Raw genomic sequence first — 21161 nt, 5'->3', positions numbered from 1 at the left:
CCGACGCTTGGGCAGGGCGCCGTTGGCATCGACCTTGGGCTCAAGGATGTGGCCACCTGTAGCGATGGAGGAAGGCTGGAAAACAGCCGCTTCTACCGCCGCATGGAAGACCAGTTGGCGACAGCCCAACGTGCCCGCAACAAGCGGCGGGTAAAAGCTATTCACGCCAAGATCAAGAACCGTCGCCAGGACGCGCAGCACAAGTTTTCCCGGAAACTCGTCAACCAGTACGGCGAAATCGTCGTGGGCGATGTTTCCTCAACCAAGCTCGCGAAGACCAAGATGGCCAAAAGCGTCTACGACGCTGGCTGGTCACAACTGAAAACGATGCTGGAATATAAATGCGCTCACGCAGGCATCGTCTTCAAGGTCGTTCGCGAAACCAACACCACCCGCGCCTGTTCGTCGTGCGGCTCGCTTAGCGGGCCGCCGGGCGTCAACGGGTTGCGAGTAAGGGGCTGGGAGTGCGTGGAGTGTGGTGTACTCCACGACCGGGACGTGAATGCGGCCCGGAATATCCTCAGTCTCGGGGCAGGACGTTGCCCTCAAGAAGTTGGAATCCCCGTCCTTTAGGCGGGGAGGACGTCAAGTCTCTGCCACCTTTGTCGTACTAGCATGTTACATTACGCTCAAACGCCGACAACGCCCAGCGTTGCTGCATTGCAACAGCAATTGACATAAAAAGAGAGTGCCTATGTCTACGACGAGTAAACGCCCCCTGTACATTCCTTACGCCGGTCCTTCGCTGCTTGAAATGCCGCTATTGAACAAAGGCAGCGCGTTTACTCAGGAGGAGCGGCTAGCGTTTAACCTGATAGGCTTGTTGCCACAAAAAGTCGAAACCATTGATGATCAGCTTGAGCGTGTTTACCGCCAGTACCAGCAGTGCCATAGCGATTTAGAGCGCCATATTCACCTTCGTGCCATTCAGGATGACAACGAAACGCTCTATTTCCGTCTCGTCTCTGAGCATCTGGAAGAGATGCTGCCGATTATCTACACGCCGACGGTTGGCCAGGCGTGCCAGGAGTTCTCCAATATCTACCGCAATCACCGGGGGCTGTTTATCAGCTACCCGGACCGCGAGCATATGGACGATATCCTGCGTAGCGCCACCAAAGATAACGTGAAAGTGATCGTGGTGACCGATGGCGAGCGGATTCTCGGCCTTGGTGACCAGGGTATCGGTGGCATGGGCATTCCTATCGGTAAGCTGGCGCTCTACACCGCTTGCGGCGGGATTAGCCCAGCCTATACGCTGCCGATCATGATCGACGTAGGCACCAATAACCAAGCGCTGCTGGATGACCCGATGTACATGGGCTGGCGCCATGAACGGGTAGGCCAGGAAGAGTACGATGCTTTTATGGCGGAGTTTATTGCTGCCGTGAAGCGCCGCTGGCCGAATGTGCTGCTGCAGTTTGAAGATTTTGCCCAGCTAACGCCGTGCCGCTGTTGGAGCGCTACCGTAACGAACTGTGCTGCTTCAACGATGACGTGCAGGGCACGGCCTCTGTGGTGGTAGGTACGCTGATGGCGGCCTGCCAGGCCCGCGAAGAAACCATTGCCCAGCAGCGTGTGGTGTTTGTTGGCGGTGGCTCTGCCGGTTGTGGTATCGCCGAGCAGGTCGTGGTCGCCATGGAAGCGGAAGGCCTGACCGAAGCGGAAGCGCGGGCGCGCATCTTTATCGTCGACCGTGACGGTTTGATGACCACGGATCAAACGTGGCAGCGGGATTTCCAGCGCCGTTTGGCCCATGACTCTTCGCTAGTGGCGGAGTGGAACGGCCAGGGCTTGGAAGAGACCATTGCCCAAATCAAACCGACGATCTTGATTGGCGTATGTGGCCAGCGCGGTATCTTCACCGAGCAGGTGGTACGTACCATGCACGCAGGCTGCGAGCATCCGGTGATTATGCCGCTCTCGAACCCCACCTCCCAGGCGGAAGCGGTGCCAGAGGATGTGATTCGTTGGACCGATGGTCAAGCGCTGGTAGCCACCGGTAGCCCGTTCGCACCGGTGGTCTATAACGGCCGCACCTATCCGATTGCCCAGTGCAACAACGCTTATATCTTCCCCGGCATTGGCTTGGGAGTGATTGCCGCGAACGCTAACCGCGTTACCGATGAGATGCTGATGAGCGCCTCGCGGGCGTTGGCGCGTGAAGCACCGCTGGTGAAAGAGGGCAAAGGCGCGCTGCTGCCGCCACTGTCGCGGATTCGTGATATCAGCAAGTCGATTGCTTTTGAGGTGGCCGCACAAGCCCAGCAGAACGGTGTTGCGTTGAAAACCAGTGGTACAGCGCTGCGCGAGCGTATCGAAAAAGCTTGCTGGTCGCCGGAGTACCGCTTCTATCGTCGTCGCGCCTTCTAAACAGGCGCGCTGGCAAAAAAAGCCCCCACCGAGGTGGGGGCTATGCAAGCATTGGGAGGTCGTACCTCTAGGCTGCGCCGATCATCTTGCGCAGCACGTAGTGAAGGATACCACCGTGGCGGTAGTACGCCAGCTCATTGGCGGTATCAATTCGGCACTTGGCATCAACGGTACGTTCCCCGTCGCTATTTTTAATCACGACTTGAACGGTGCCGCCGGGGCTTAGGTCGCTCAAACCGGCAATCGAGATCTCCTCATCCCCTGTTAACCCTAAGCTTTCACGGCTTTCGCCTTCCGGGAACTGTAGCGGCACCACGCCCATACCGATCAGGTTAGAGCGGTGGATACGCTCGAAGGATTCGGCAATGACTGCGCGCACGCCTAGCAAACGGGTGCCTTTGGCAGCCCAATCCCGCGAGGAGCCGGTGCCGTACTCCTTACCAGCAATCACCACCAGCGGCGTGCCTTCCTCTTTATATTTCATGGCGGCATCGTAAATCGCCATCTGCTCGCCGCTCGGCACGTGGCGGGTTTCACCGCCTACCACGCCGTCGAGCATCTCGTTTTTGATGCGCACGTTGGCGAAGGTGCCGCGCATCATCACTTCATGGTTACCCCGGCGTGAGCCGTAGGAGTTGAAGTCGATCGGCTTCACGCCGTGCTCTTGCAGGTAGCGCCCGGCGGGGCTATCCGGCTTGATAGAGCCAGCAGGCGAGATATGGTCGGTGGTGACGGAGTCACCCAGTATCGCCAGTATGCGGGCGTTCTTCACGTCCTCGATGGCGTCTGGCTCCCGCTGCATGCCTTCAAAGAAGGGCGGGTGCTGAATATAGGTCGATTCCGGCCACTCGTAGACCTTACCCTCCGGCACTTTGATGGCTTTCCACGTCTCATCGCCTTCGAAGACGGCACCGTACTCCTTGCGGAACATCTCGGTGTTCACCTTCTCGACGGCACTGGCGATATCCGCCTGCGAAGGCCAGATGTCTTTCAGATACACCGGGTTGCCGTCGCTGTCCTGGCCGAGCGGGTCGGTGGTTAGGTTGCACTGCACGTTGCCCGCCAGTGCATAGGCAACGACCAGGGGTGGCGAGGCCAGCCAGTTGGTTTTGACCAGTGGGTGAACGCGGCCTTCGAAGTTGCGGTTGCCCGACAGCACCGAGGCCACGGTGAGGTCGCCGTTGTTGATGGCTTTTTCAATCTCTTCCGGCAGTGGCCCAGAGTTACCGATACAGGTAGTGCAGCCGTAGCCCACTAGGTTGAAGCCTAGGGCGTCTAGGTCATCGTTAAGATTGGCGGCGGCGAGATAGTCGGTGACGACTTTAGAGCCGGGGGCCAACGATGTTTTTACCCAAGGCTTGGTGGTCAAGCCTTTTTCGCGGGCGTTGCGGGCCAGCAGGCCTGCCGCCATCATTACGCTGGGGTTGGAGGTGTTGGTGCACGAAGTAATGGCGGCGATGACTACCGCGCCGGGGTCAAGGCTGAAGTCCTGCTCGCCCATGGTGACGGACTGGCTATCACTGTGTTTGAAGTCGTGCTCGTAGCTACGCTCAATACCCACCGCTGTTTGGCCACCTTCCGAAACAAGTTTGCCCTTCTCGGTGGTGGGGAGTGCTTTGCCGTCCTCTTCCATGACTTTGTTAAAGGCGCTGGCCATATCTTTCAGGGCAACGCGGTCCTGCGGGCGTTTGGGGCCTGCAAGGCTTGCTTCTACCTCGTTCATATCCAAGCTGAGTGTGTCAGTGAACACAGGCTCGTCACCCGGCTCACGCCACAGGCCTTGGGCTTTGCTGTAAGCCTCAACCAACGCGATCTGGCTATCTTCGCGACCGGTTAAGCGCAGGTAGTTGAGCGTTTCGTCATCCACCGGGAAGAAGCCGCAGGTGGCGCCGTATTCCGGGGCCATGTTGGCAATGGTGGCGCGGTCCGCCAGCGGCAGGTCTTTCAGGCCATCGCCGTAAAACTCGACGAACTTACCTACCACGCCTTTTTTGCGCAGCATTTCGGTGACGGTCAGCACGAGGTCGGTGGCGGTAATGCCTTCCTGCAGCTTGCCAGTCAGCTTGAAGCCAATCACCTCGGGAATCAGCATGGAAACCGGCTGACCCAGCATGGCGGCCTCGGCTTCGATACCGCCCACGCCCCAGCCCAGTACGCCGAGACCGTTAATCATGGTGGTGTGGGAGTCGGTGCCTACCAGCGTGTCGGGGTAGGCAAAGGTTTTGCCATCTTCCTCTTTGGTCCATACCGTGCGGCCCAGGTACTCTAGGTTCACCTGGTGGCAAATACCGGTTCCGGGCGGTACAACGCTGAAGTTATCAAAGGCTTTCTGGCCCCAGCGCAGGAATTCGTAGCGTTCGCCGTTGCGCTGCATTTCGATATCGACGTTTTCTTGGAACGCCGTCGGATGACCGAACTTATCGACCATCACCGAGTGGTCGATCACCAAGTCCACTGGAGAGAGCGGATTGATACGGGCGGGGTCCTCGCCCAGTTTTTCCACCGCCGCGCGCATGGAGGCGAGGTCGACCACGCCAGGCACACCGGTAAAGTCTTGCATCAATACCCGCGCTGGCCGGTAGCCTATTTCACGGCTGGATTTACCCTCTTTCTGCCAATCTACCAGGGCCTGCATGTCTTCCTGGTCGACGCTTTCATCGTCAGCGAAGCGTAGCTGGTTTTCGAGCAGGATTTTGAGCGTCTTGGGTAGCCGGTCGATATTGCCAAGGGCTTCAGCGGCTTTGGGCAGGCTGTAATAGTGGTACGTCTGGTTGCCTACCTCTAACGTATGCTGCGTATCGGGTATTTTGCTCATGGCTTTCTCCTCTGATTGCTTGGCGTTACGCGACGGTCACTCTTTTCTTGGTATGGCGAATCAATAGTATGGCTTATTAATAGCACATGGGTGTTTCACCATAGAGTTTCAAGGCATCTTTGCCTAATAGCGTAGACTAACCCTTGTAATAGCTTGTACTTGGCGCCATTTCAGGCAGACTCTCTAGCAACGTTATTTGCTCAATATTGTGACAAAGGTGGTGTCATGGAAACGCGTCATGAACGTTTGATTATTCTTGGTTCCGGCCCTGCAGGGTATACCGCAGCGGTGTATGCAGCACGGGCTAACTTAAAGCCGCTGCTGATTACCGGTATGCAGGCAGGTGGCCAATTGACCACTACAACCGATGTAGATAACTGGCCCGGCGATGCCGAAGGCGTCCAAGGCCCCGAGCTGATGGAGCGCATGAAGCAGCATGCCGAGCGGTTTAATACCGAAGTGCTGTTTGATCATATCAATGAAGTCAGCTTAGGTGAAAAGCCGTACACTTTAAAAGGCGATAGCGGTACTTATACCTGCGATGCGCTGATCATTGCGACCGGTGCCAGCGCACGCTACTTGGGGCTGCCCACTGAGCAGCAGTTTATGGGTCAGGGTGTTTCTGCCTGCGCCACTTGCGATGGCTTTTTCTATCGCAACCAGGAAGTGATTGTTGTAGGCGGGGGCAACACCGCCGTGGAAGAAGCGCTGTACCTTTCCAATATCGCTTCTAAGGTGACGCTGGTACACCGCCGCGATACCCTACGCGCCGAAAAAATTCTGCAAGACAAACTCTTCGAGAAAGCCGAGGCGGGAAAGATTGCTTTGGAATGGTTCTACGAAGTAGAGGAAGTGCTGGGCGACAACACCGGCGTGACCGGCGTGCGGGTGAAATCTACCAAAGATGGCTCCACCAAAGAGATCCATGCGCCGGGGCTGTTTATCGCTATCGGCCATAGCCCCAACACCGGCATCTTTGAAGGCCAGCTGGAAATGAACGGCGGGTATATCAAAGTGAAATCGGGCAGTGAAGGTAACGCAACGGCGACCAGCGTGCCGGGTGTATTTGCCTGTGGCGATGTGATGGATCATATCTATCGCCAGGCGATTACCTCAGCAGGCAGCGGCTGCATGGCGGCGCTGGATGCTGAACGCTATTTAGACGGTATTGCTTAACTCGGCATACGTTTGTTGCTAGAAGATCTCATTAGTCAGCACAGCTAATGGGATCTTCTCCCACTCTCGCGCGTCCTAAGGTACTTACAACGAGCTCTGCCCCTGAAGATGTTGTTTGATCATTGCTAGGGCAAATGGTGTAGGTACTGTTAAAGCCCCCGACGTGTCCCATTGGGTTATATTTTATTCTTGAGTGGCCATTCTTAGTAACGTGAACGCCTTTAGTGGGTGCGAAGACGCGCACAATATCTTGGTCACTAATGATGCTCGTCGTTTTGTCTCCTTGGACAATAATGACAGGGTTGTTCCAGTCATCTGAACAGGCGTTTTTCCCTTCGTTAGCCGGGCAGACTGTTATATCGCTCTGCCGGGTAATCGCGGTATTGCGTGCCAGAGTAAGGATTGTCTGTAGCCGATTCACCTCGCTGATGACTGCAGAACGCTCGCCTAGTGCCTGAAAGTTGGGCAAACCCCAGGCCGCCAGCATGCCCATTAAGGCGAGTGCCACCAGCAACTCAAGCAGTGTAAAGCCCGTGTTGTTTCGCCTAGCGATGTGGTGAGGCTGTGCCATAGTCTCTCTCAGTAGCTTGACCTGTTGAAACGCATCACTATGCTCATTCTCTTTATGCCGCCAATGCGCTGGTACTCTGTTAGCGGCTCTTTTAGCGACTCTATTAGCAATAGTGGGCAATATTTGTGAGCGATTTCTTAATTATAGGCGGTGGTGTTATTGGTATGATGACCGCGCTGCAACTGGCAGATGCAGGTCAGAATATCACGCTGGTGGAGCGTGGGGCATGTGGGAAAGAGGCTTCTTGGGCAGGCGGGGGTATTGTGTCGCCGCTCTACCCATGGCGGTACGGCGAGCCAGTATCGCAACTTTCCCGCTGGTCGGAGGGTGTCTATCCGACGCTGGCACTGCGCCTGCTGGAAGAGACCGGCATCGACCCGGAGTATCGCCAAAAGGGCTTGCTCTACTTAAACGTGGATGACGATGATGCGGCACTGCACTGGGCACGCCAGTTAGGCAAACCGTTGGAGCGGGTAGATGCCGCTTTTGTGCATCAAAAAGAGCCAGAGGCAGCCGCACCGGGAGGCAGTGCGCTCTGGATGCCCACTCTGGGCAGCGTGCGCAACCCGCGCTTGGGCCAAGCGCTACGGGCGCGCTTAGCCGCTATGCCCAACGTCACACTCATAGAGCAGTGCAGCGTGCAGGGGTTTATTCAGCGCCAAGGCCGCGTGGTGGGTGTTGATACCAACCAAGGCGAGCAGCTGGCCGAGCAGTTGGTGGTATGCGGCGGTGCTTGGGCGGCCCAGTTGCTAGAGGGTTTGAACGTGCGCCTGCCGGTGCGCCCCGTTAAAGGGCAGATGATTGCTTATCAAGCGCCCCCAGGGTTAGTGCAACGTGTCGTGCTAAAGGATGGTCGCTATGTGATTCCCCGTAGCGACGGGCTGCTGCTGGTAGGTTCGACCCTGGAAGAGGCGGGCTTCGATAAAGCCACTGATGAAGAGGCGTTGGTCTCGCTCAAGCGGAGCGCGGAGAATATTATCCCCGCGCTGGCAGATTGCCCCGTAGCTCACCATTGGGCGGGCCTGCGCCCCGGCTCGCCAGAAGGCATACCGTTTATTGGCGCACTGCCCGATTTTCCGAATGTGTTTATTAATGCCGGGCACTACCGTAACGGCTTAGTGCTGGCGCCTGCTTCGACCCACCTGCTGGTAGACCAGCTGCTGGGGCGTAAGCCGCTGATGGATCCTGCGCCTTATCAGCCAACGGCTGCGCGTTTGGCGTAAAGGCGGGGGAGGCTTAGCGATTGCTGCTGTCTTCCTGCTCCTGCAAAAAACGGTCACGATGCGCGCTACAGCAGAACCACTGTTCCGCATCGCGCAGCGCCTCGTTTTCCGGTACGTGAACATCACACCAGCGACAGCGCACCATATTGCCGCCCTCATGGCGGGGAGGCGTTTGCTGCTGGTGGCTCAGTTTATGTTGGCGGTAAATACCGTACAGCTTTAGGCCTGCATACAGCAGCACGGCAAAAATAATCAACCGAATGATCAATAGATTCATCCTCAATGGCTCCCCAAGTGGGAAAGGCGGTTACAAGGCGTGACTGGCGGCAAGACTTTCGTTGCTTTCAGCCCTCTTAGTGCTGTGTGGCCTTTGCCACTTGGCATGCCTTGCGGGACAATGCATCTACTATATAGATGCCACCGTATTCCGAAGATTCTCAAGAGATTTTAACGCCCATGCAAGACTTAACGCTGGTAATGGCCCAACTCGACCCTCTGGTGGGAGATATTCCCGGCAATGCCGCGCGTGCCATTGAGGCTGTGCGAGAAGCGAGGATTGAGCATGGGGCGGATATTGTTGTCTTCCCTGAGCTTTTTTTATCCGGTTACCCGCCGGAAGATTTGCTGCTGCGCCCCTCCATGGAAACCCGCCTGCGGGAAGCTCGTGCCAAAATGGCCGAAAAAATTGCCCGTGATGTGTTGGTGATTATTGGCTACCCCGGCGTGCGTGAAGGCAAGTGCTATAACCTGGCGGGTGTGCTGTACAACGGCCAGTGGGAAGCGGAGTACGCCAAGCAGGCGCTGCCCAACTACCAAGTGTTTGACGAGCAGCGCTACTTTACCCCTGGCACTGAGCCGCTGGTGTACGAACATAAAGGCGCCAAGCTTGGCCTGCTGATTTGTGAAGATTTATGGGAAGGCGCGCCGGTAAAAGCGGCTCGGGAAGCCGGGGCAGAAGTGCTGATTAGCCTGAATGCCTCGCCCTACCACCAGGATAAGCCCGCCGAGCGGCTGCGCCTTTTAGAGCAGCGTGCCCAAGAAGTGCAGCGGCCGATTGTTTACGTCAACACCATCGGCGGCCAGGATGAGCTGGTGTTTGATGGTGGTTCTAGCTGTGTGGATGCCAGTGGGCAGTTAAAGGTGCTGGCACCCTATTGGCAGGCGGGCTTGATGCCCATCCAGTTGCTGCAAACCAGCGCGGATACCTGGGAGCCCCAAGCGGGAGAGATTGAACCCGACGTCGAGCCGGAAGAGAGCCTCTACTGCGCGTTGGTGACCGGCCTGCGCGACTACGTCAATAAAAGCGGGTTCAAGGGCGTCGTGTTGGGGCTTTCTGGTGGGATAGATTCTGCTCTCTCGCTGGCCATTGCGGTGGATGCGTTGGGGCCGCAGCGGGTGCAGGCGGTGATGATGCCTTACCACTACACGGCGGATATCTCCAAACAGGATGCCGCCGAGCAGGCGAACCTGCTGGGGGTGCACTATGACGTGATGCCCATCGAGCCGATGGTGGAAGCCTTTATGGGCACCTTGGCAGAAAGCTTTGCTGGCACCGAGCGAGATACTACCGAAGAGAACCTGCAGTCGCGCTGTCGTGGTGTGCTGTTAATGGCCATTTCCAATAAGAAAGGCCTGATGGTGCTGACCACTGGCAACAAGAGCGAAATGGCAGTGGGTTACGCTACCCTGTATGGCGATATGGTGGGTGGCTACAACGCGCTTAAAGATGTGTATAAAACCTGGGTCTACCGTTTGGCACGCTGGCGCAACACCCAGTCTCCGGCGATTCCCGAGCGGGTGATTGAGCGCCCGCCTAGCGCTGAGCTCGCCCCTGATCAGCAGGATAGCGACTCGCTACCCGACTACGATGTGCTGGACGCCATTTTGGTCCGCTACATCGAAGGGGATATGAGCGCCGAGTCGATTATTGCGGCAGGCTTTGAGGAAGAGGATGTCTATAAAGTCGTCAAGCTGGTGGATCGCTGCGAATACAAGCGTCGCCAGGCCCCTGTTGGAGTGCGGGTCACGCCGCGTGGTTTCGGGCGTGACCGTCGCTACCCCATTGTGAATGGCTGGCAGCCTGGGGATTAATGTAAGCGCTCACTGGCTTAAGACAGTACCGGAGGAGGGGCCAAACTTTTCCAATCACGGTGCTTTCGGTTAGCTCAAGCTTCAGCTTGTGGGGCGAGGCACCGCTTAGGCTTTGATAAGTTTTTGTTAAATAAGTTTTATTAGGCATGAACGCAATAAAACCACGCCGAAGCGTGGTTTTATTGATGCATGGGTTGTACAGCTTAAACGTGGCGGCCGCTAGTGGCCTGATTCAACGCTTAATCGCTGTTGCCATGTTTGGGCGTAAAGCGGCCGTTTTGAAGCTGCTCGTGATCTGGCGCGTTTTCGCGCAGCACGGTGAGCACCTCGCGGGCGCGGTCGTCCATGCCTAAGCCTTGATAGCCCTCCACCATCGTGGCTAGCGCATCACGGGTGGCGCTGGACTCTGGGTAATTTTCGATGACCCAGCGGCCCCGCTCAACGGCGGCCAAGAAAGCACCGCGGCGCAGGTAGTAGTCAGCCACATGCAGTTCATGGCGGGCTAATAGCTCACGCAGATAGACAATGCGCTGCTGGGCATCCGGCGCGTACTGGCTCTGCGGGAAGCGCTGAATCAGTTCGCGGAAATCGTTGTAGGCATCCCGCGAGGCGCCCAGGTCGCGCTTGGAAATGTCGATCAAGCGCAGGCGCTCTAGGCTAAAACGGCCTGCCTGCCAAGCGGACAGCCCGCGCAGGTAGTAGGCGTAGTCCACCTGGGGGTGGTCTGGGTGCAGGCGGATAAAGCGGCTAGCGGCAGCGCGCGCCTCTTCCCAGTTGCTGTTTTCGTAGTAGGCGTAAATCAGTTCGAGCTGAGCCTGTTCGGCGTGAGGGCCAAACGGATAACGGGTATCCAGCGCTTCAAGGCGCTCGATAGCAATCGGGAAGCGGTTGCTATCGAGCGCGGTGCGTGCCAGCTCATATAGCTCGCGCTCTTGGACCCCCGCAAACTCGTCTTCCTCTTCCGGGGTCGTGTCGTTGCTGGCGCAGCCTGCGAGAAGGGCAAGGCTCAAGGCTAGGGCGCCAAAGCGGTGGGCAGCGGAAAAAACGCGCATCATCATCCTCGTTGCAAACAAGCCTCAATCACCGAAAAGCGACGATGGCCATAAGTAGAAATGGTAGAATAGGTCGCAGTTAGCCCACTATAAAACACCTAGACGCAAAACGCAGGTTTAGCGACACGTTAAGCGTATTATGTGACGTAGTTGGGCGGTTAGCGTCTTAGAGAGGTTATTCATGTCTCGTATTGTTGAAGCCACGCAGCGGGTGCCCGCATCATTAGCTGGTGCACGCTTGGACCAAGCGGCGGCGGAGTTGTTCAGCGATTACTCCCGCGAGCGCTTGAAAGCGTGGATCAACGCCGGTGAGCTCACCGTCGATGGGGTCAAAGTAAAACCCAAAGCCAAGCTGCACGGCCATGAAGTGCTGGCGCTCAACGCGACCATTGAAGAGGATACGCGTTTTGAGCCCCAGAACATTGCGTTGGATATCGTCTATGAAGACGAGGCCGTGATTGTTATTAATAAGGCGGCAGGTATGGTCGTTCATCCGGCCGCGGGTAACCCAGATGGCACTCTGTTAAACGCTCTTCTGCATCATCATCCGGCACTGGCGGAGGTGCCGCGCGCGGGGATCGTCCACCGTTTGGATAAAGATACTACCGGGCTGATGATGGTCGCCAAAACCCTGCCAGCTCAAACAGTGCTGGTGGAGCAGCTTCAGGCGCGTACCGTTTCGCGTCAATACGATGCGGTGGTGATTGGCAAACCCGTGGCGGGCAGTACCATTGATGCGCCGATTGGTCGGCACCCGAAAGACCGTAAACGCCAAGCGGTCACGGCGTCCGGCAAACCCGCCGTGACGCATTTTCGCGTGGTAGAGCGCTTTCGTGCTCACACCCACGTACGCTGCCAGCTAGAAACCGGTCGCACCCACCAAATCCGTGTGCATATGGCCCACGCCCGCTATCCGTTGATTGGCGACCCGCTCTACAGTGGCCGTGCCAAACTTCCGCCGGGGGCTGCCGGGCCGTTAAAAGAGATTTTGCGCGAGTTTCCTCGCCAAGCGCTGCATGCTCGCAAGCTGAGTTTTGTGCATCCCGTTAGTGGCGAAACCCTCACTTTTCAAGCCGACTTGCCCGATGATCTACTAATGTTATTGGACTACCTGCGCGAAGATAGCGAGACCATGCGATGAGCGATGCCATTGACCTGCGCCCGACGCTACTGCTACCGGACTGGCCGGCGCCCGCCAATGTGCGAGCTTTTGTGACCACGCGTGAAACGGGGCCGAGTCAGAATGACTTTGCGGCGTTCAATCCGGCCGCTCACGTTGGGGACAATGCCGATCATGTTGCACTGTGCCGACGGTTGCTACACAAAGAGATCGGCGATGAACGCCCGCTGCTGTGGCTAAACCAAACCCACGGTGCGCGGGTGCAGCAGGAGTATCAGAGTGACACGCCGGAAGCGGATGCTGCTCTTGCCAGCAGCAGCGAGTACGCTTGTGTCGTTCTCACCGCAGACTGTTTGCCGGTGCTGCTCTGCAACCGACAAGGCACCCAGGTGGCGGTTGCTCATGCGGGTTGGCGTGGCCTAGCAGGTGGCGTGCTGGAAGCTACGGTGGCCGCGATGAACTGCGACCCGAACGACATTCTGGTATGGCTAGGCCCGGCGATTTCTAACGCGCAGTTTGAAGTGGGCCCGGAAGTGTACGGCGCTTTTGTCGCGGTACATCCTGATACCGCCGATGCTTTTGATCACAGCCCTTATCGGCTTGGCCACTATATGGCTGATTTGTATCGGCTAGCGCGCTTTCGCCTAGAGGCATTAGGTATTCACCACATTAGCGGCGGGCACTTCTGTACCGCCTGTGAGTCGCGCTTCTACTCCTACCGCCGTGACAACGGCAATACCGGTCGCATGGCAAGCGTGATCTGGATCAAATAAGGGTCACTTGAAATACGAGGATATGACGCCATTTAACTTGTCAAGCTAATCGACTTTAGCACGTTCAACGACAGGTTATCGGGAAGCGCCGTGGGGCCAAACGCACGGCATCCCCAGGAGGCATACCATGCGATTCGATAAATTCACTGCCAAATTACAGGCCGCCATTGCTGAGGCACAATCCCTCGCTGTGGGCCAAGGCCACAACCAGTTAGATCCCGCGCATCTGCTGCTGGCGCTGATTGATACCAAAGAAACCGGCATCAAAGCACTGATCGAGAAAGCCGACGGCAGCAGTTCACGCCTGCGCGACGGTCTGCAGCGCCTAGTGGATGACCTACCCAAAGTCAGCCAATTCGATGGCGAAGTGCAGCCATCGCGTGACTTCGTCAAACTGATGAACCTGACCGACCGCGAAGCGCAAAAGCGCGGCGATCAATTCATCGCCTCCGAGCTGGTGCTGCTGGCGGCGCTGGAGATGAACAGTGCCATCACCAAGCTGATGAAAGAGGCTGGACTCAGCCGTAAAACGTTAGAGGCGGCCATCGACAGCCTGCGTGGCGGCTCCCGCGTTGATGACCCCAACGCCGAAGATCAGCGTGAAGCGCTGAATAAGTACACATTGGACCTCACCCAGCGCGCGCTGGACGGCAAGCTCGACCCTGTCATCGGTCGCGATGACGAAATCCGCCGTACGATTCAGGTGTTGCAGCGTCGCACCAAGAACAACCCGGTGCTGATTGGCGAACCTGGTGTAGGTAAAACCGCCATCGTCGAGGGCTTGGCCCAGCGCATCGTCAACGGTGAAGTACCCGAAGGTTTGAAAGAGAAGCGCGTGCTGTCGTTGGATATGGGCGCGCTGCTCGCCGGAGCCAAGTTTCGCGGTGAGTTCGAAGAGCGCCTGAAAGCCGTGCTTAAGGAGCTCTCCCAGGAAGAAGGCCGGGTGATCCTGTTCATCGACGAGCTGCATACCATGGTGGGTGCAGGCAAGGCGGAAGGCGCCATGGACGCTGGCAACATGCTCAAGCCGGCGTTGGCCCGAGGCGAGCTGCACTGTGTCGGGGCCACCACGCTGGATGAGTACCGTCAGTACATCGAAAAAGACGCGGCCCTGGAGCGGCGCTTCCAGAAAGTGCTGGTGGACGAGCCCTCGGAAGCGGATACCGTGGCCATTCTGCGTGGCCTGAAAGAGCGCTATGAGGTGCACCACGGCGTCGATATTACCGACTCTGCGATCATCGCAGCGGCCAAGCTCTCGACGCGCTATATCACCGACCGCCAGTTGCCGGATAAGGCCATCGACCTGATCGATGAAGCCGCCTCGCGGATTCGTATGGAGCTGGACTCCAAGCCTGAAGAGATGGATCGCCTTGATCGTCGTTTGATCCAGCTCAAGATGGAGCGTGAAGCGCTTAAGAAAGAGACCGACGAAGCGACCAAAAAACGCTTGGAAGCGCTCAATCAGCAGATTCACGATTTAGAGCGTGAATACGCTGACCTGGATGAGATCTGGAAGGCGGAAAAAGCCAGCATTCAAGGCGCCGCGCAGTTCAAAGCGGAGCTCGAGCAAGCGCGTATCGACCTTGAGCAGGCGCGTCGTCAGGGTGATTTGGGCCGCATGTCGGAAATCCAGTACGGCAAGATTCCCGAGCTGGAGAAAAAGATCAGCGAAGCAGGAGAAGGCGAAGCCGATACTGCCAGCCATCAGCTGTTGCGCTCCAACGTCACAGAAGAAGAGATTGCGGAAGTGGTCTCTCGTTGGACGGGCATTCCTGTCTCTAAAATGCTGGAAGGCGAGCGGGATAAACTGCTGCGTATGGAAGAGGCCCTCCACGAGCGCGTCATCGGCCAGAACGAGGCGGTCGAGGCCGTCGCCAATGCGGTGCGGCGCTCGCGGGCTGGCCTTGCCGATCCCAACCGTCCTAACGGCTCGTTCCTGTTCCTCGGCCCGACCGGGGTGGGTAAAACCGAACTATGTAAGTCACTGGCAAACTTCCTGTTCGATACGGAAGAAGCCATGGTGCGCATCGATATGTCGGAGTTTATGGAGAAGCACTCCGTGGCTCGCCTGATCGGCGCGCCTCCCGGCTACGTCGGCTATGAAGAGGGTGGCTACTTAACCGAAGCAGTGCGCCGCAAGCCCTACTCGGTGCTGCTGCTGGATGAGGTGGAAAAAGCGCACCCGGATGTGTTCAACATTCTGCTGCAAGTGCTGGAAGATGGCCGCTTAACCGATGGTCAGGGTCGTACCGTCGACTTCCGTAACACCGTGATTGTGATGACCTCTAACATGGGCTCAGACATTATTCAGCGCATGGGCGGGGATGATAATGATTACGAGCTGATGAAAAACGCGGTGATGGAGGTAGTGGGTAATCACTTCCGCCCAGAATTAATCAACCGCATCGATGAAGTGGTGGTGTTTCATGCGCTAGGCCAAGAGCAGATTCAGGCCATTGCCGGTATTCAGTTAGAGCGCTTGAAAGGGCGGCTCGCGGAACACGACCTGAGCCTGGAGATTAGTGACGATGCCATGGCGCAGCTAGCGGTGGTGGGTTTTGACCCTGTGTTTGGGGCGCGGCCACTCAAGCGGGCCATTCAAAGTCGCATTGAAAACCCGCTGGCTCAAAATCTGCTGGCAGGCAAGTATGCCCCAGGCGATACCATTCACATTAGCGCCAATGAAGGCGAACTAGTGTTTAGTTAATTGCGCAATGAAATAGGGCAAATGCCCCGTCAGCACCGCTGGCGGGGCATTTTTTTGCGCTTACTGCGACCTTTGTTGCGTTTGAAGGGATCGGAGGTTGACAGGCTAAGGGCGCTAATGGAATCTTGTGGGTTCCTGATTTGCGGGCGCGGAACCAACGGGCAACCCCTGATCCCCGCGCGAAGGGTAGGCTCACGCCTCTACCCGCCGAAGGACTTCCGGGCTTAGGCTAACCGCCTGACCTGGCCAACGCCCCGACACGGCAAACCGCCGTGTAAGGGAACCGCTCTTTATGGTTGCCATAAATGAGCATTCCCGATGAGAGTGCAGGCCCTAACCGGGCCATATTGCCAGGGTTTGGCATCAGGTGCCGGCATGGGCCGGCAGCGGCATACCGCCGCACTCGACCCCGCAGGATGTCCTGCGGATCGCACTCGAGACCTCCAGGGGAGAAACACAGTGGAACTGCTTTCCGGCGCAGATATGATCGCCCGCTTCTTGCAAGATGAGGGCGTCGAGTACATTTATGGTTATCCCGGTGGTGCGGCGCTGCATATTTACGATGCGCTGTTCCGCCAAGACAAAGTGAAGCACATCCTCGTGCGGCACGAACAGGCAGCCACTCACGCTGCCGACGGCTATGCCCGCGCCTCCGGCAAGCCCGGCGTGGTGCTGGTGACCTCTGGCCCCGGCGCTACCAACGCGGTGACTGGCATTGCGACCGCCTACATGGACTCCATTCCCATGGTTGTTCTGTGCGGCCAGGTCATGAGCCACTTGATTGGTGACGACGCCTTCCAGGAAACCGATATCGTCGGCGTGACGCGTCCTATCGTGAAGCACAGCTTCTCGATTCGTCACCCGTCTGAAATCCCAGAAGTGCTGAAAAAAGCCTTCTATCTGGCATCGACTGGTCGTCCTGGCCCGGTGGTGGTCGATATCCCCAAGGACATGACCGCGCCCACCGAGCGCTACGAGTACGTGTACCCGAAGAAGGTCAAACTGCGCTCCTACAATCCGGTGACCCGTGGGCATACCGGGCAAATCAAGAAAGCCGTCGAGATGATGCTGAAGGCCAAGCGCCCAGTGTTCTATACCGGTGGCGGTGTGGTAACAGGCAAGGCAAGCGAAGGCTTGACCGACTTGGTGAAGCAGCTTGGCTTCCCGATTACCACCACGCTGATGGGCATTGGCGCGTACCCGCAAAGCGACCGCCAGTGTTTGGGCTGGCTGGGTATGCATGGCTCGTATGAGTCCAACATGGCTATGCACCACGCTGACCTGATCATTGCTATTGGCGCACGTTTCGATGACCGAGTGACTAATAACACGTCGAAGTTCTGCCCAACGGCGAAGATTATTCACGTGGATGTCGACCCAAGCTCAGTATCCAAAACTGTGCGTGCAGACGTGCCGATTGTTGGCCCGGCGTCCAGCGTCATCAACGAGATGATTAGCTTGGTGCAGGGGCACTCCATTGCGCATCCAGAAGCACTGGCCGATTGGTGGCAGAAGATCGACGGTTGGCGTGCCGATCGCGAAGGAAAGCTCTACGAGCCTTCCAAGCCCGGCGAAGTGCTGAAACCGCAAGAAGTGATCGAAGCGCTGTGCCGCGTGACCCGTGGCGAAGCGTACGTCACCACGGACGTGGGTCAGCACCAGATGTTTGCGGCGCAGTACTACAAGTTCGATAAGCCGAATCGCCTGATCACCTCCGGCGGGCTAGGCACTATGGGCTTCGGTTTCCCGGCCGCCATGGGTATTAAGCAGAACTTCCCGGAAGACGATGTGGTCTGCGTCACCGGCGAGGGTAGCTTCCAGATGATGATGCAGGAGCTCTCTACCTGTAAGCAGTACGGCGTGGGCGTCAAGATCGTCAACCTGAACAACGCTTCGCTCGGCATGGTGCGCCAGTGGCAGGATTTGAACTACAAGTCTCGCCATGCGCACTCTTATATGGAGTCGCTGCCCGACTTCCATATGCTGATTGAAGCATATGGGTTCACCGCGATCACCGTGAAGACGCTAGACGAGTTGGAGCCGGCGCTTGAGCGTGCGTTTGCCAACAAGCATGAGCTGGTCTTCCTGGACGTGAAGGTCGACCCCCATGAGCACGTCTACCCGATGCAGGTGCCGCTGGGCGCTATGCGTGACATGCTGCTGTCTAAAACGGAGCGTACCTGATGCGTCATATCATCTCGATTCTGATGGAAAACGAACCGGGTGCGCTGTCACGTGTGGTCGGGTTGTTCTCCCAGCGTAACTTCAACATCGAAACGCTAAACGTTGCACCGACGGAAGATCCGTCGCTGTCCCGCTTAACGGTAACTACCATCGGCGACGACCGGGTGATTGAGCAGATCACCAAGCACCTCAATAAGTTGATTGATGTGGTAAAGCTGGTGGATCTCACCGAAGGCAACCACATTGAGCGTGAGCTGATGCTGGTGAAGGTGAAAGCGCTTGGCGCTGCCCGCGATGAAGTTAAGCGTACGGTGGATATCTTCCGTGCGCAGATCGTCGACGTGACGCCTAGCCTCTACACGGTGCAGATTACCGGCGACGCTTCAAAGCTGGATGCCTTCCTACAGGCCATGTCGCCGGTGGGCATTCTCGAAGTAGCGCGTACCGGGGTATCCGGTATTGCCCGGGGCGATAAAGTACTGTCCTTGTAAAGGTTCGCTTTACAGTAGTGCTTGTATTGCTAAAAGCCGCCCATTATTCGCTGGGCGGCTTTTTTTGTACTGTGCTTTAGTGATAAATAGTGCGTTAACGTGGATTAACCGCCGCCCAAAACGCATCAATCATCGGGTTTTTTAACCGTCGGTTCAGCACGCAGAGGCCGACATCATAGTGGGGCAGCTCCGGTTTGACGTTAAGTACCTGTACCCGTTCCGCCAGCGGGCTATTATCCAGCACGATCTTGGGGACAACGCCCACACCGAAGCCAAGCCCGACCATACTCACAATCGCTTCGTGCCCGGCTACCTGGGCGTAAATGCGCGGTGCAATACCCATGGCTTTGAACCAGGTGTTGGCGTATTCCCTGGAGAGGCCTGCTTCCGACAAAATCATCGGCACGTGCTGCCACTGCTCTGCGGTGGAGCTTTCTGGTTGAGGCGGCAGCCACGCGTGGGGCTCGGTGGGTGCAATGAACAGCAGTGGCGAGCGGGTCAGCGACTTGAAGGCCAGCGCGCTAGGCGGAATACGCGGGCGAGGAGTAATCGCCATATCGTCTGCGCCTTCCAGCACTCGCGACATCGCATCGGCGGGGTCACCAGTATGCAGCTTTAGCTCAATGCCGGGGTGGCGTGTACGTACATCGCTGAGTAATTCATACAGAAAGCTGTAGCTCGCCGTGACCGAGCAATAAATGCTGATCTCCCCGCTGAGTTGTGCTGTGGTGGCGGCCAAGGTGCGTTTTTGGGTTTCCCACTGCTCTAGCGTCTCTTTGGCATAGTGTTGGAACGTGATGCCTTGAGGGGTTAGCGTTACGTGGCGGTTATCGCGCTCGAATAGTCGAGTGCCTAGCTCGCTCTCTACCTGTTGAATAGAGCGGCTCAGCGTCGATGGGCTAATGTGGCAAAGCTCGCTGGCACGGCCAAAATGCAGTGTGTCGGCCAGGGTGACCACGTGTTTGAGTAGACGAAAATCCATAAAGGCCGACACCCTAAGCGTTATTTCATAATATGAAATAGTATGTTGCAAACATAGCGTTTTACGCAACGGCTGCTCTATCGTAGAGTGACCTCAACGCCGAATCCCAGTGCTGCATAAGACGGCACGGGTGGCCATTAACGCTGACCTATACGCTATAAAAATTTGATATTACCGACTTCTGGAGTCTCGCCATGCACGTTTATTACGATAAAGATTGCGACCTGTCCCTGATCCAAGCCAAAAAAGTTACCATCGTTGGCTATGGTTCGCAGGGCCATGCGCATGCTAACAACCTGAAAGAGTCTGGCGTCGATGTCACTGTCGCACTGCGCAAAGGCTCCTCTTCTGCAGCGAAAGCAGAAGCGGCTGGTTTAAAAGTGGCGAGCGTGCCGGAAGCGTGCAAAACCGCTGACGTGGTGATGATCTTGGCGCCGGACGAAAACCAAAAAGCCATCTACGAGCAGGAAGTTGAGCCGAACCTGAAAGAGGGCGCGACGCTGGCGTTCGCCCACGGCTTCAACATTCACTACAACCAGATTGAGCCGCGCAAAGACCTCGACGTGATCATGATCGCACCGAAAGCGCCGGGTCACACCGTTCGCTCTGAGTTCGTAAAAGGCGGCGGTATCCCTGATCTGATCGCTATTCATCAAGATGCGTCTGGCAGTGCTAAAGAGCTGGCGCTCTCCTACGCAGCCGGCGTTGGCGGTGGCCGCAGCGGTATTATCGAAACAACCTTCAAAGACGAAACCGAAACCGATCTGTTCGGTGAGCAAGCGGTACTGTGCGGTGGCGCAGTTGAGCTGGTAAAAGCAGGCTTTGAGACGCTGACTGAAGCAGGCTATGCGCCGGAAATGGCTTACTTCGAGTGTCTGCATGAGCTCAAGCTGATCGTCGACCTGATGTACGAAGGCGGCATCGCCAATATGAACTACTCCATCTCCAACAATGCGGAGTACGGCGAGTACGTGACCGGCCCTGAGGTGATCAACGACGAGTCTCGCGCTGCAATGCGCAATGCACTCAAGCGCATCCAGACCGGCGAGTACGCCAAGATGTTCATCCAGGAAGGCAACACTAACTATCCGTCCATGACCGCACGTCGTCGCCTGAATGCCGAGCACGAAATCGAGCAGGTAGGTGCCAAGCTGCGCGGCATGATGCCGTGGATTGCTGCCAACCAGCTGGTCGATAAGTCCAAGAACTAATCGATTCACTGATTTGCTAACGCCCCGAGGCTTTGTCTCGGGGCGTTTTTCGTGGTGCGCCAGGCATGGCGCGCAGCGCCAATTAGGCGCTATCCGGTCCGCCGTGGTGGTTGGCCGGATGACTTGGGGGTGAAAGTCCCCTACGGACCCTGATAGCGGGAACCGTTAGCTGAACAGCAAGGGTGTTCGTCGTGAGGCGGAATCTGAAGGAAGCTGTAGGCAAACTCCTGGCCCGACGAACAGGAACCGCATATGAGGCAGCCACATCTGGGCGAGAGGGCCATGAAACTCGAAGCCCAATAGCTATCCAGAAGATGTGGAAGTAGATGCGGCGGGTAGATGGGAGGAAGGTCGCGCGTCTTACCCTGGGAGGCCTGTTCGCCTGCCACTGG

The 21161-nt window shown here is 57.1% G+C and carries 15 protein-coding genes and 1 pseudogene; 11 read left to right on the top strand and 5 right to left on the bottom strand.

Going from position 1 to position 21161, the window contains the following annotated elements:
- Together A3220_RS13625 and A3220_RS13620 are read left to right on the top strand one after the other, a co-directional pair.
- On the top strand, positions 1 to 573 hold a 573-nt coding region (locus tag A3220_RS13625; protein WP_164834393.1), incomplete at its 5' end, for an RNA-guided endonuclease TnpB family protein.
- 121 nt (positions 574 to 694) lie between these two features.
- A pseudogene (locus A3220_RS13620) lies at positions 695 to 2373 on the top strand (NAD-dependent malic enzyme).
- Between the two features lie 67 nt (positions 2374 to 2440).
- On the opposite strand, the gene acnA reads toward A3220_RS13620, so the two are convergent.
- Positions 2441 to 5188 (bottom strand): aconitate hydratase AcnA, encoded by a 2748-nt coding sequence (gene acnA / locus A3220_RS13615; RefSeq protein WP_062375327.1) that lies wholly within the window; start codon positions 5186 to 5188, stop codon positions 2441 to 2443.
- 225 nt (positions 5189 to 5413) lie between these two features.
- Here acnA and trxB point away from each other — a divergent pair, with 225 nt between their 5' ends.
- On the top strand, positions 5414 to 6364 hold the full coding sequence (trxB, locus tag A3220_RS13610; RefSeq protein WP_062362800.1) for a thioredoxin-disulfide reductase: 951 nt from the start codon (positions 5414 to 5416) through the stop codon (positions 6362 to 6364).
- 31 nt (positions 6365 to 6395) lie between these two features.
- Here trxB and A3220_RS13605 read toward each other — a convergent pair whose 3' ends face one another.
- The gene (locus tag A3220_RS13605; protein WP_062375325.1) at positions 6396 to 6935 is read right to left on the bottom strand and encodes a GspH/FimT family pseudopilin; all 540 of its coding nucleotides are present in this window, start codon (positions 6933 to 6935) and stop codon (positions 6396 to 6398) included.
- 125 nt (positions 6936 to 7060) lie between these two features.
- On the opposite strand from A3220_RS13605, the gene thiO reads away from it, so the two are divergent.
- Positions 7061 to 8158 carry a glycine oxidase ThiO gene (gene thiO / locus A3220_RS13600; RefSeq protein ID WP_044630348.1) on the top strand — a complete coding sequence of 366 codons (1098 nt, stop codon included), beginning with the start codon at positions 7061 to 7063 and terminating at the stop codon, positions 8156 to 8158.
- Positions 8159 to 8171: 13 nt separating this feature from the next.
- Here thiO and A3220_RS13595 read toward each other — a convergent pair whose 3' ends face one another.
- Positions 8172 to 8435, bottom strand: a complete 264-nt coding sequence (locus tag A3220_RS13595) for a PP0621 family protein (protein WP_044630349.1) — start codon at positions 8433 to 8435, stop codon at positions 8172 to 8174.
- A gap of 179 nt (positions 8436 to 8614) precedes the next feature.
- Here A3220_RS13595 and A3220_RS13590 point away from each other — a divergent pair, with 179 nt between their 5' ends.
- On the top strand, positions 8615 to 10249 hold the full coding sequence (locus A3220_RS13590) for an NAD+ synthase (protein WP_062375323.1): 1635 nt from the start codon (positions 8615 to 8617) through the stop codon (positions 10247 to 10249).
- A gap of 239 nt (positions 10250 to 10488) precedes the next feature.
- Here the strand turns inward: A3220_RS13590 and A3220_RS13585 are convergent, their stop codons facing one another.
- Entirely contained in the window at positions 10489 to 11301 is an 813-nt protein-coding gene (locus A3220_RS13585) for an outer membrane protein assembly factor BamD (RefSeq protein WP_062375322.1), read from the bottom strand.
- A 181-nt stretch (positions 11302 to 11482) separates the two neighbouring features.
- Between A3220_RS13585 and rluD the strand changes: the two genes are divergently transcribed.
- The 5 genes from rluD to ilvN all read left to right on the top strand — a co-directional run bounded on the left by rluD (position 11483) and on the right by ilvN (position 18576).
- Complete coding sequence (rluD, locus tag A3220_RS13580; RefSeq protein WP_062375320.1) at positions 11483 to 12442, top strand: 23S rRNA pseudouridine(1911/1915/1917) synthase RluD; 960 nt, start codon at positions 11483 to 11485, stop codon at positions 12440 to 12442.
- Positions 12439 to 13194: a peptidoglycan editing factor PgeF gene (pgeF, locus tag A3220_RS13575; RefSeq protein WP_062375318.1), complete on the top strand. Its 756-nt coding sequence runs from the start codon at positions 12439 to 12441 to the stop codon at positions 13192 to 13194. The genes rluD and pgeF overlap by 4 nt, the downstream gene beginning before the upstream one ends.
- Before the next feature lie 127 nt (positions 13195 to 13321).
- A complete protein-coding gene (gene clpB / locus A3220_RS13570; protein ID WP_062375316.1) occupies positions 13322 to 15901 on the top strand; it encodes an ATP-dependent chaperone ClpB in 2580 nt (859 codons plus the stop codon).
- 459 nt (positions 15902 to 16360) lie between these two features.
- The gene (locus A3220_RS13565; protein WP_062375314.1) at positions 16361 to 18085 is read left to right on the top strand and encodes an acetolactate synthase 3 large subunit; all 1725 of its coding nucleotides are present in this window, start codon (positions 16361 to 16363) and stop codon (positions 18083 to 18085) included.
- Positions 18085 to 18576: an acetolactate synthase small subunit gene (gene ilvN / locus A3220_RS13560; RefSeq protein ID WP_054641407.1), complete on the top strand. Its 492-nt coding sequence runs from the start codon at positions 18085 to 18087 to the stop codon at positions 18574 to 18576. Before A3220_RS13565 ends, ilvN begins: the two co-directional genes overlap by 1 nt.
- A gap of 94 nt (positions 18577 to 18670) precedes the next feature.
- Here the strand turns inward: ilvN and ilvY are convergent, their stop codons facing one another.
- Positions 18671 to 19558, bottom strand: a complete 888-nt coding sequence (gene ilvY, locus A3220_RS13555; protein ID WP_044630357.1) for an HTH-type transcriptional activator IlvY — start codon at positions 19556 to 19558, stop codon at positions 18671 to 18673.
- A 194-nt stretch (positions 19559 to 19752) separates the two neighbouring features.
- On the opposite strand from ilvY, the gene ilvC reads away from it, so the two are divergent.
- Positions 19753 to 20769, top strand: a complete 1017-nt coding sequence (ilvC, locus tag A3220_RS13550) for a ketol-acid reductoisomerase (RefSeq protein WP_062362822.1) — start codon at positions 19753 to 19755, stop codon at positions 20767 to 20769.
- The last annotated feature ends 392 nt before the right edge of the window (positions 20770 to 21161 follow it).

Source organism: Halomonas sp. KX33721, assembly GCF_001596805.1.
GTDB lineage: Bacteria > Pseudomonadota > Gammaproteobacteria > Pseudomonadales > Halomonadaceae > Vreelandella > Vreelandella aquamarina.
The sequence above is the reverse complement of the archived record's forward strand: the minus strand, read 5'-3'. Positions and strand labels throughout refer to the sequence as shown.

Bases quoted from the DNA above. Each gene is read 5' to 3' on its own strand.
- acnA (WP_062375327.1), bottom strand. From the start codon at position 5,188: ATGAGCAAAATACCCGATACGCAGCATACGTTAGAGGTAGGCAACCAG.
- trxB (WP_062362800.1), top strand. From the start codon at position 5,414: ATGGAAACGCGTCATGAACGTTTGATTATTCTTGGTTCCGGCCCTGCA.
- A3220_RS13605 (WP_062375325.1), bottom strand. From the start codon at position 6,935: ATGGCACAGCCTCACCACATCGCTAGGCGAAACAACACGGGCTTTACA.
- A3220_RS13595 (WP_044630349.1), bottom strand. From the start codon at position 8,435: ATGAATCTATTGATCATTCGGTTGATTATTTTTGCCGTGCTGCTGTAT.
- A3220_RS13590 (WP_062375323.1), top strand. From the start codon at position 8,615: ATGCAAGACTTAACGCTGGTAATGGCCCAACTCGACCCTCTGGTGGGA.
- A3220_RS13585 (WP_062375322.1), bottom strand. From the start codon at position 11,301: ATGCGCGTTTTTTCCGCTGCCCACCGCTTTGGCGCCCTAGCCTTGAGC.
- rluD (WP_062375320.1), top strand. From the start codon at position 11,483: ATGTCTCGTATTGTTGAAGCCACGCAGCGGGTGCCCGCATCATTAGCT.
- pgeF (WP_062375318.1), top strand. From the start codon at position 12,439: ATGAGCGATGCCATTGACCTGCGCCCGACGCTACTGCTACCGGACTGG.
- clpB (WP_062375316.1), top strand. From the start codon at position 13,322: ATGCGATTCGATAAATTCACTGCCAAATTACAGGCCGCCATTGCTGAG.
- ilvN (WP_054641407.1), top strand. From the start codon at position 18,085: ATGCGTCATATCATCTCGATTCTGATGGAAAACGAACCGGGTGCGCTG.
- ilvY (WP_044630357.1), bottom strand. From the start codon at position 19,558: ATGGATTTTCGTCTACTCAAACACGTGGTCACCCTGGCCGACACACTG.
- ilvC (WP_062362822.1), top strand. From the start codon at position 19,753: ATGCACGTTTATTACGATAAAGATTGCGACCTGTCCCTGATCCAAGCC.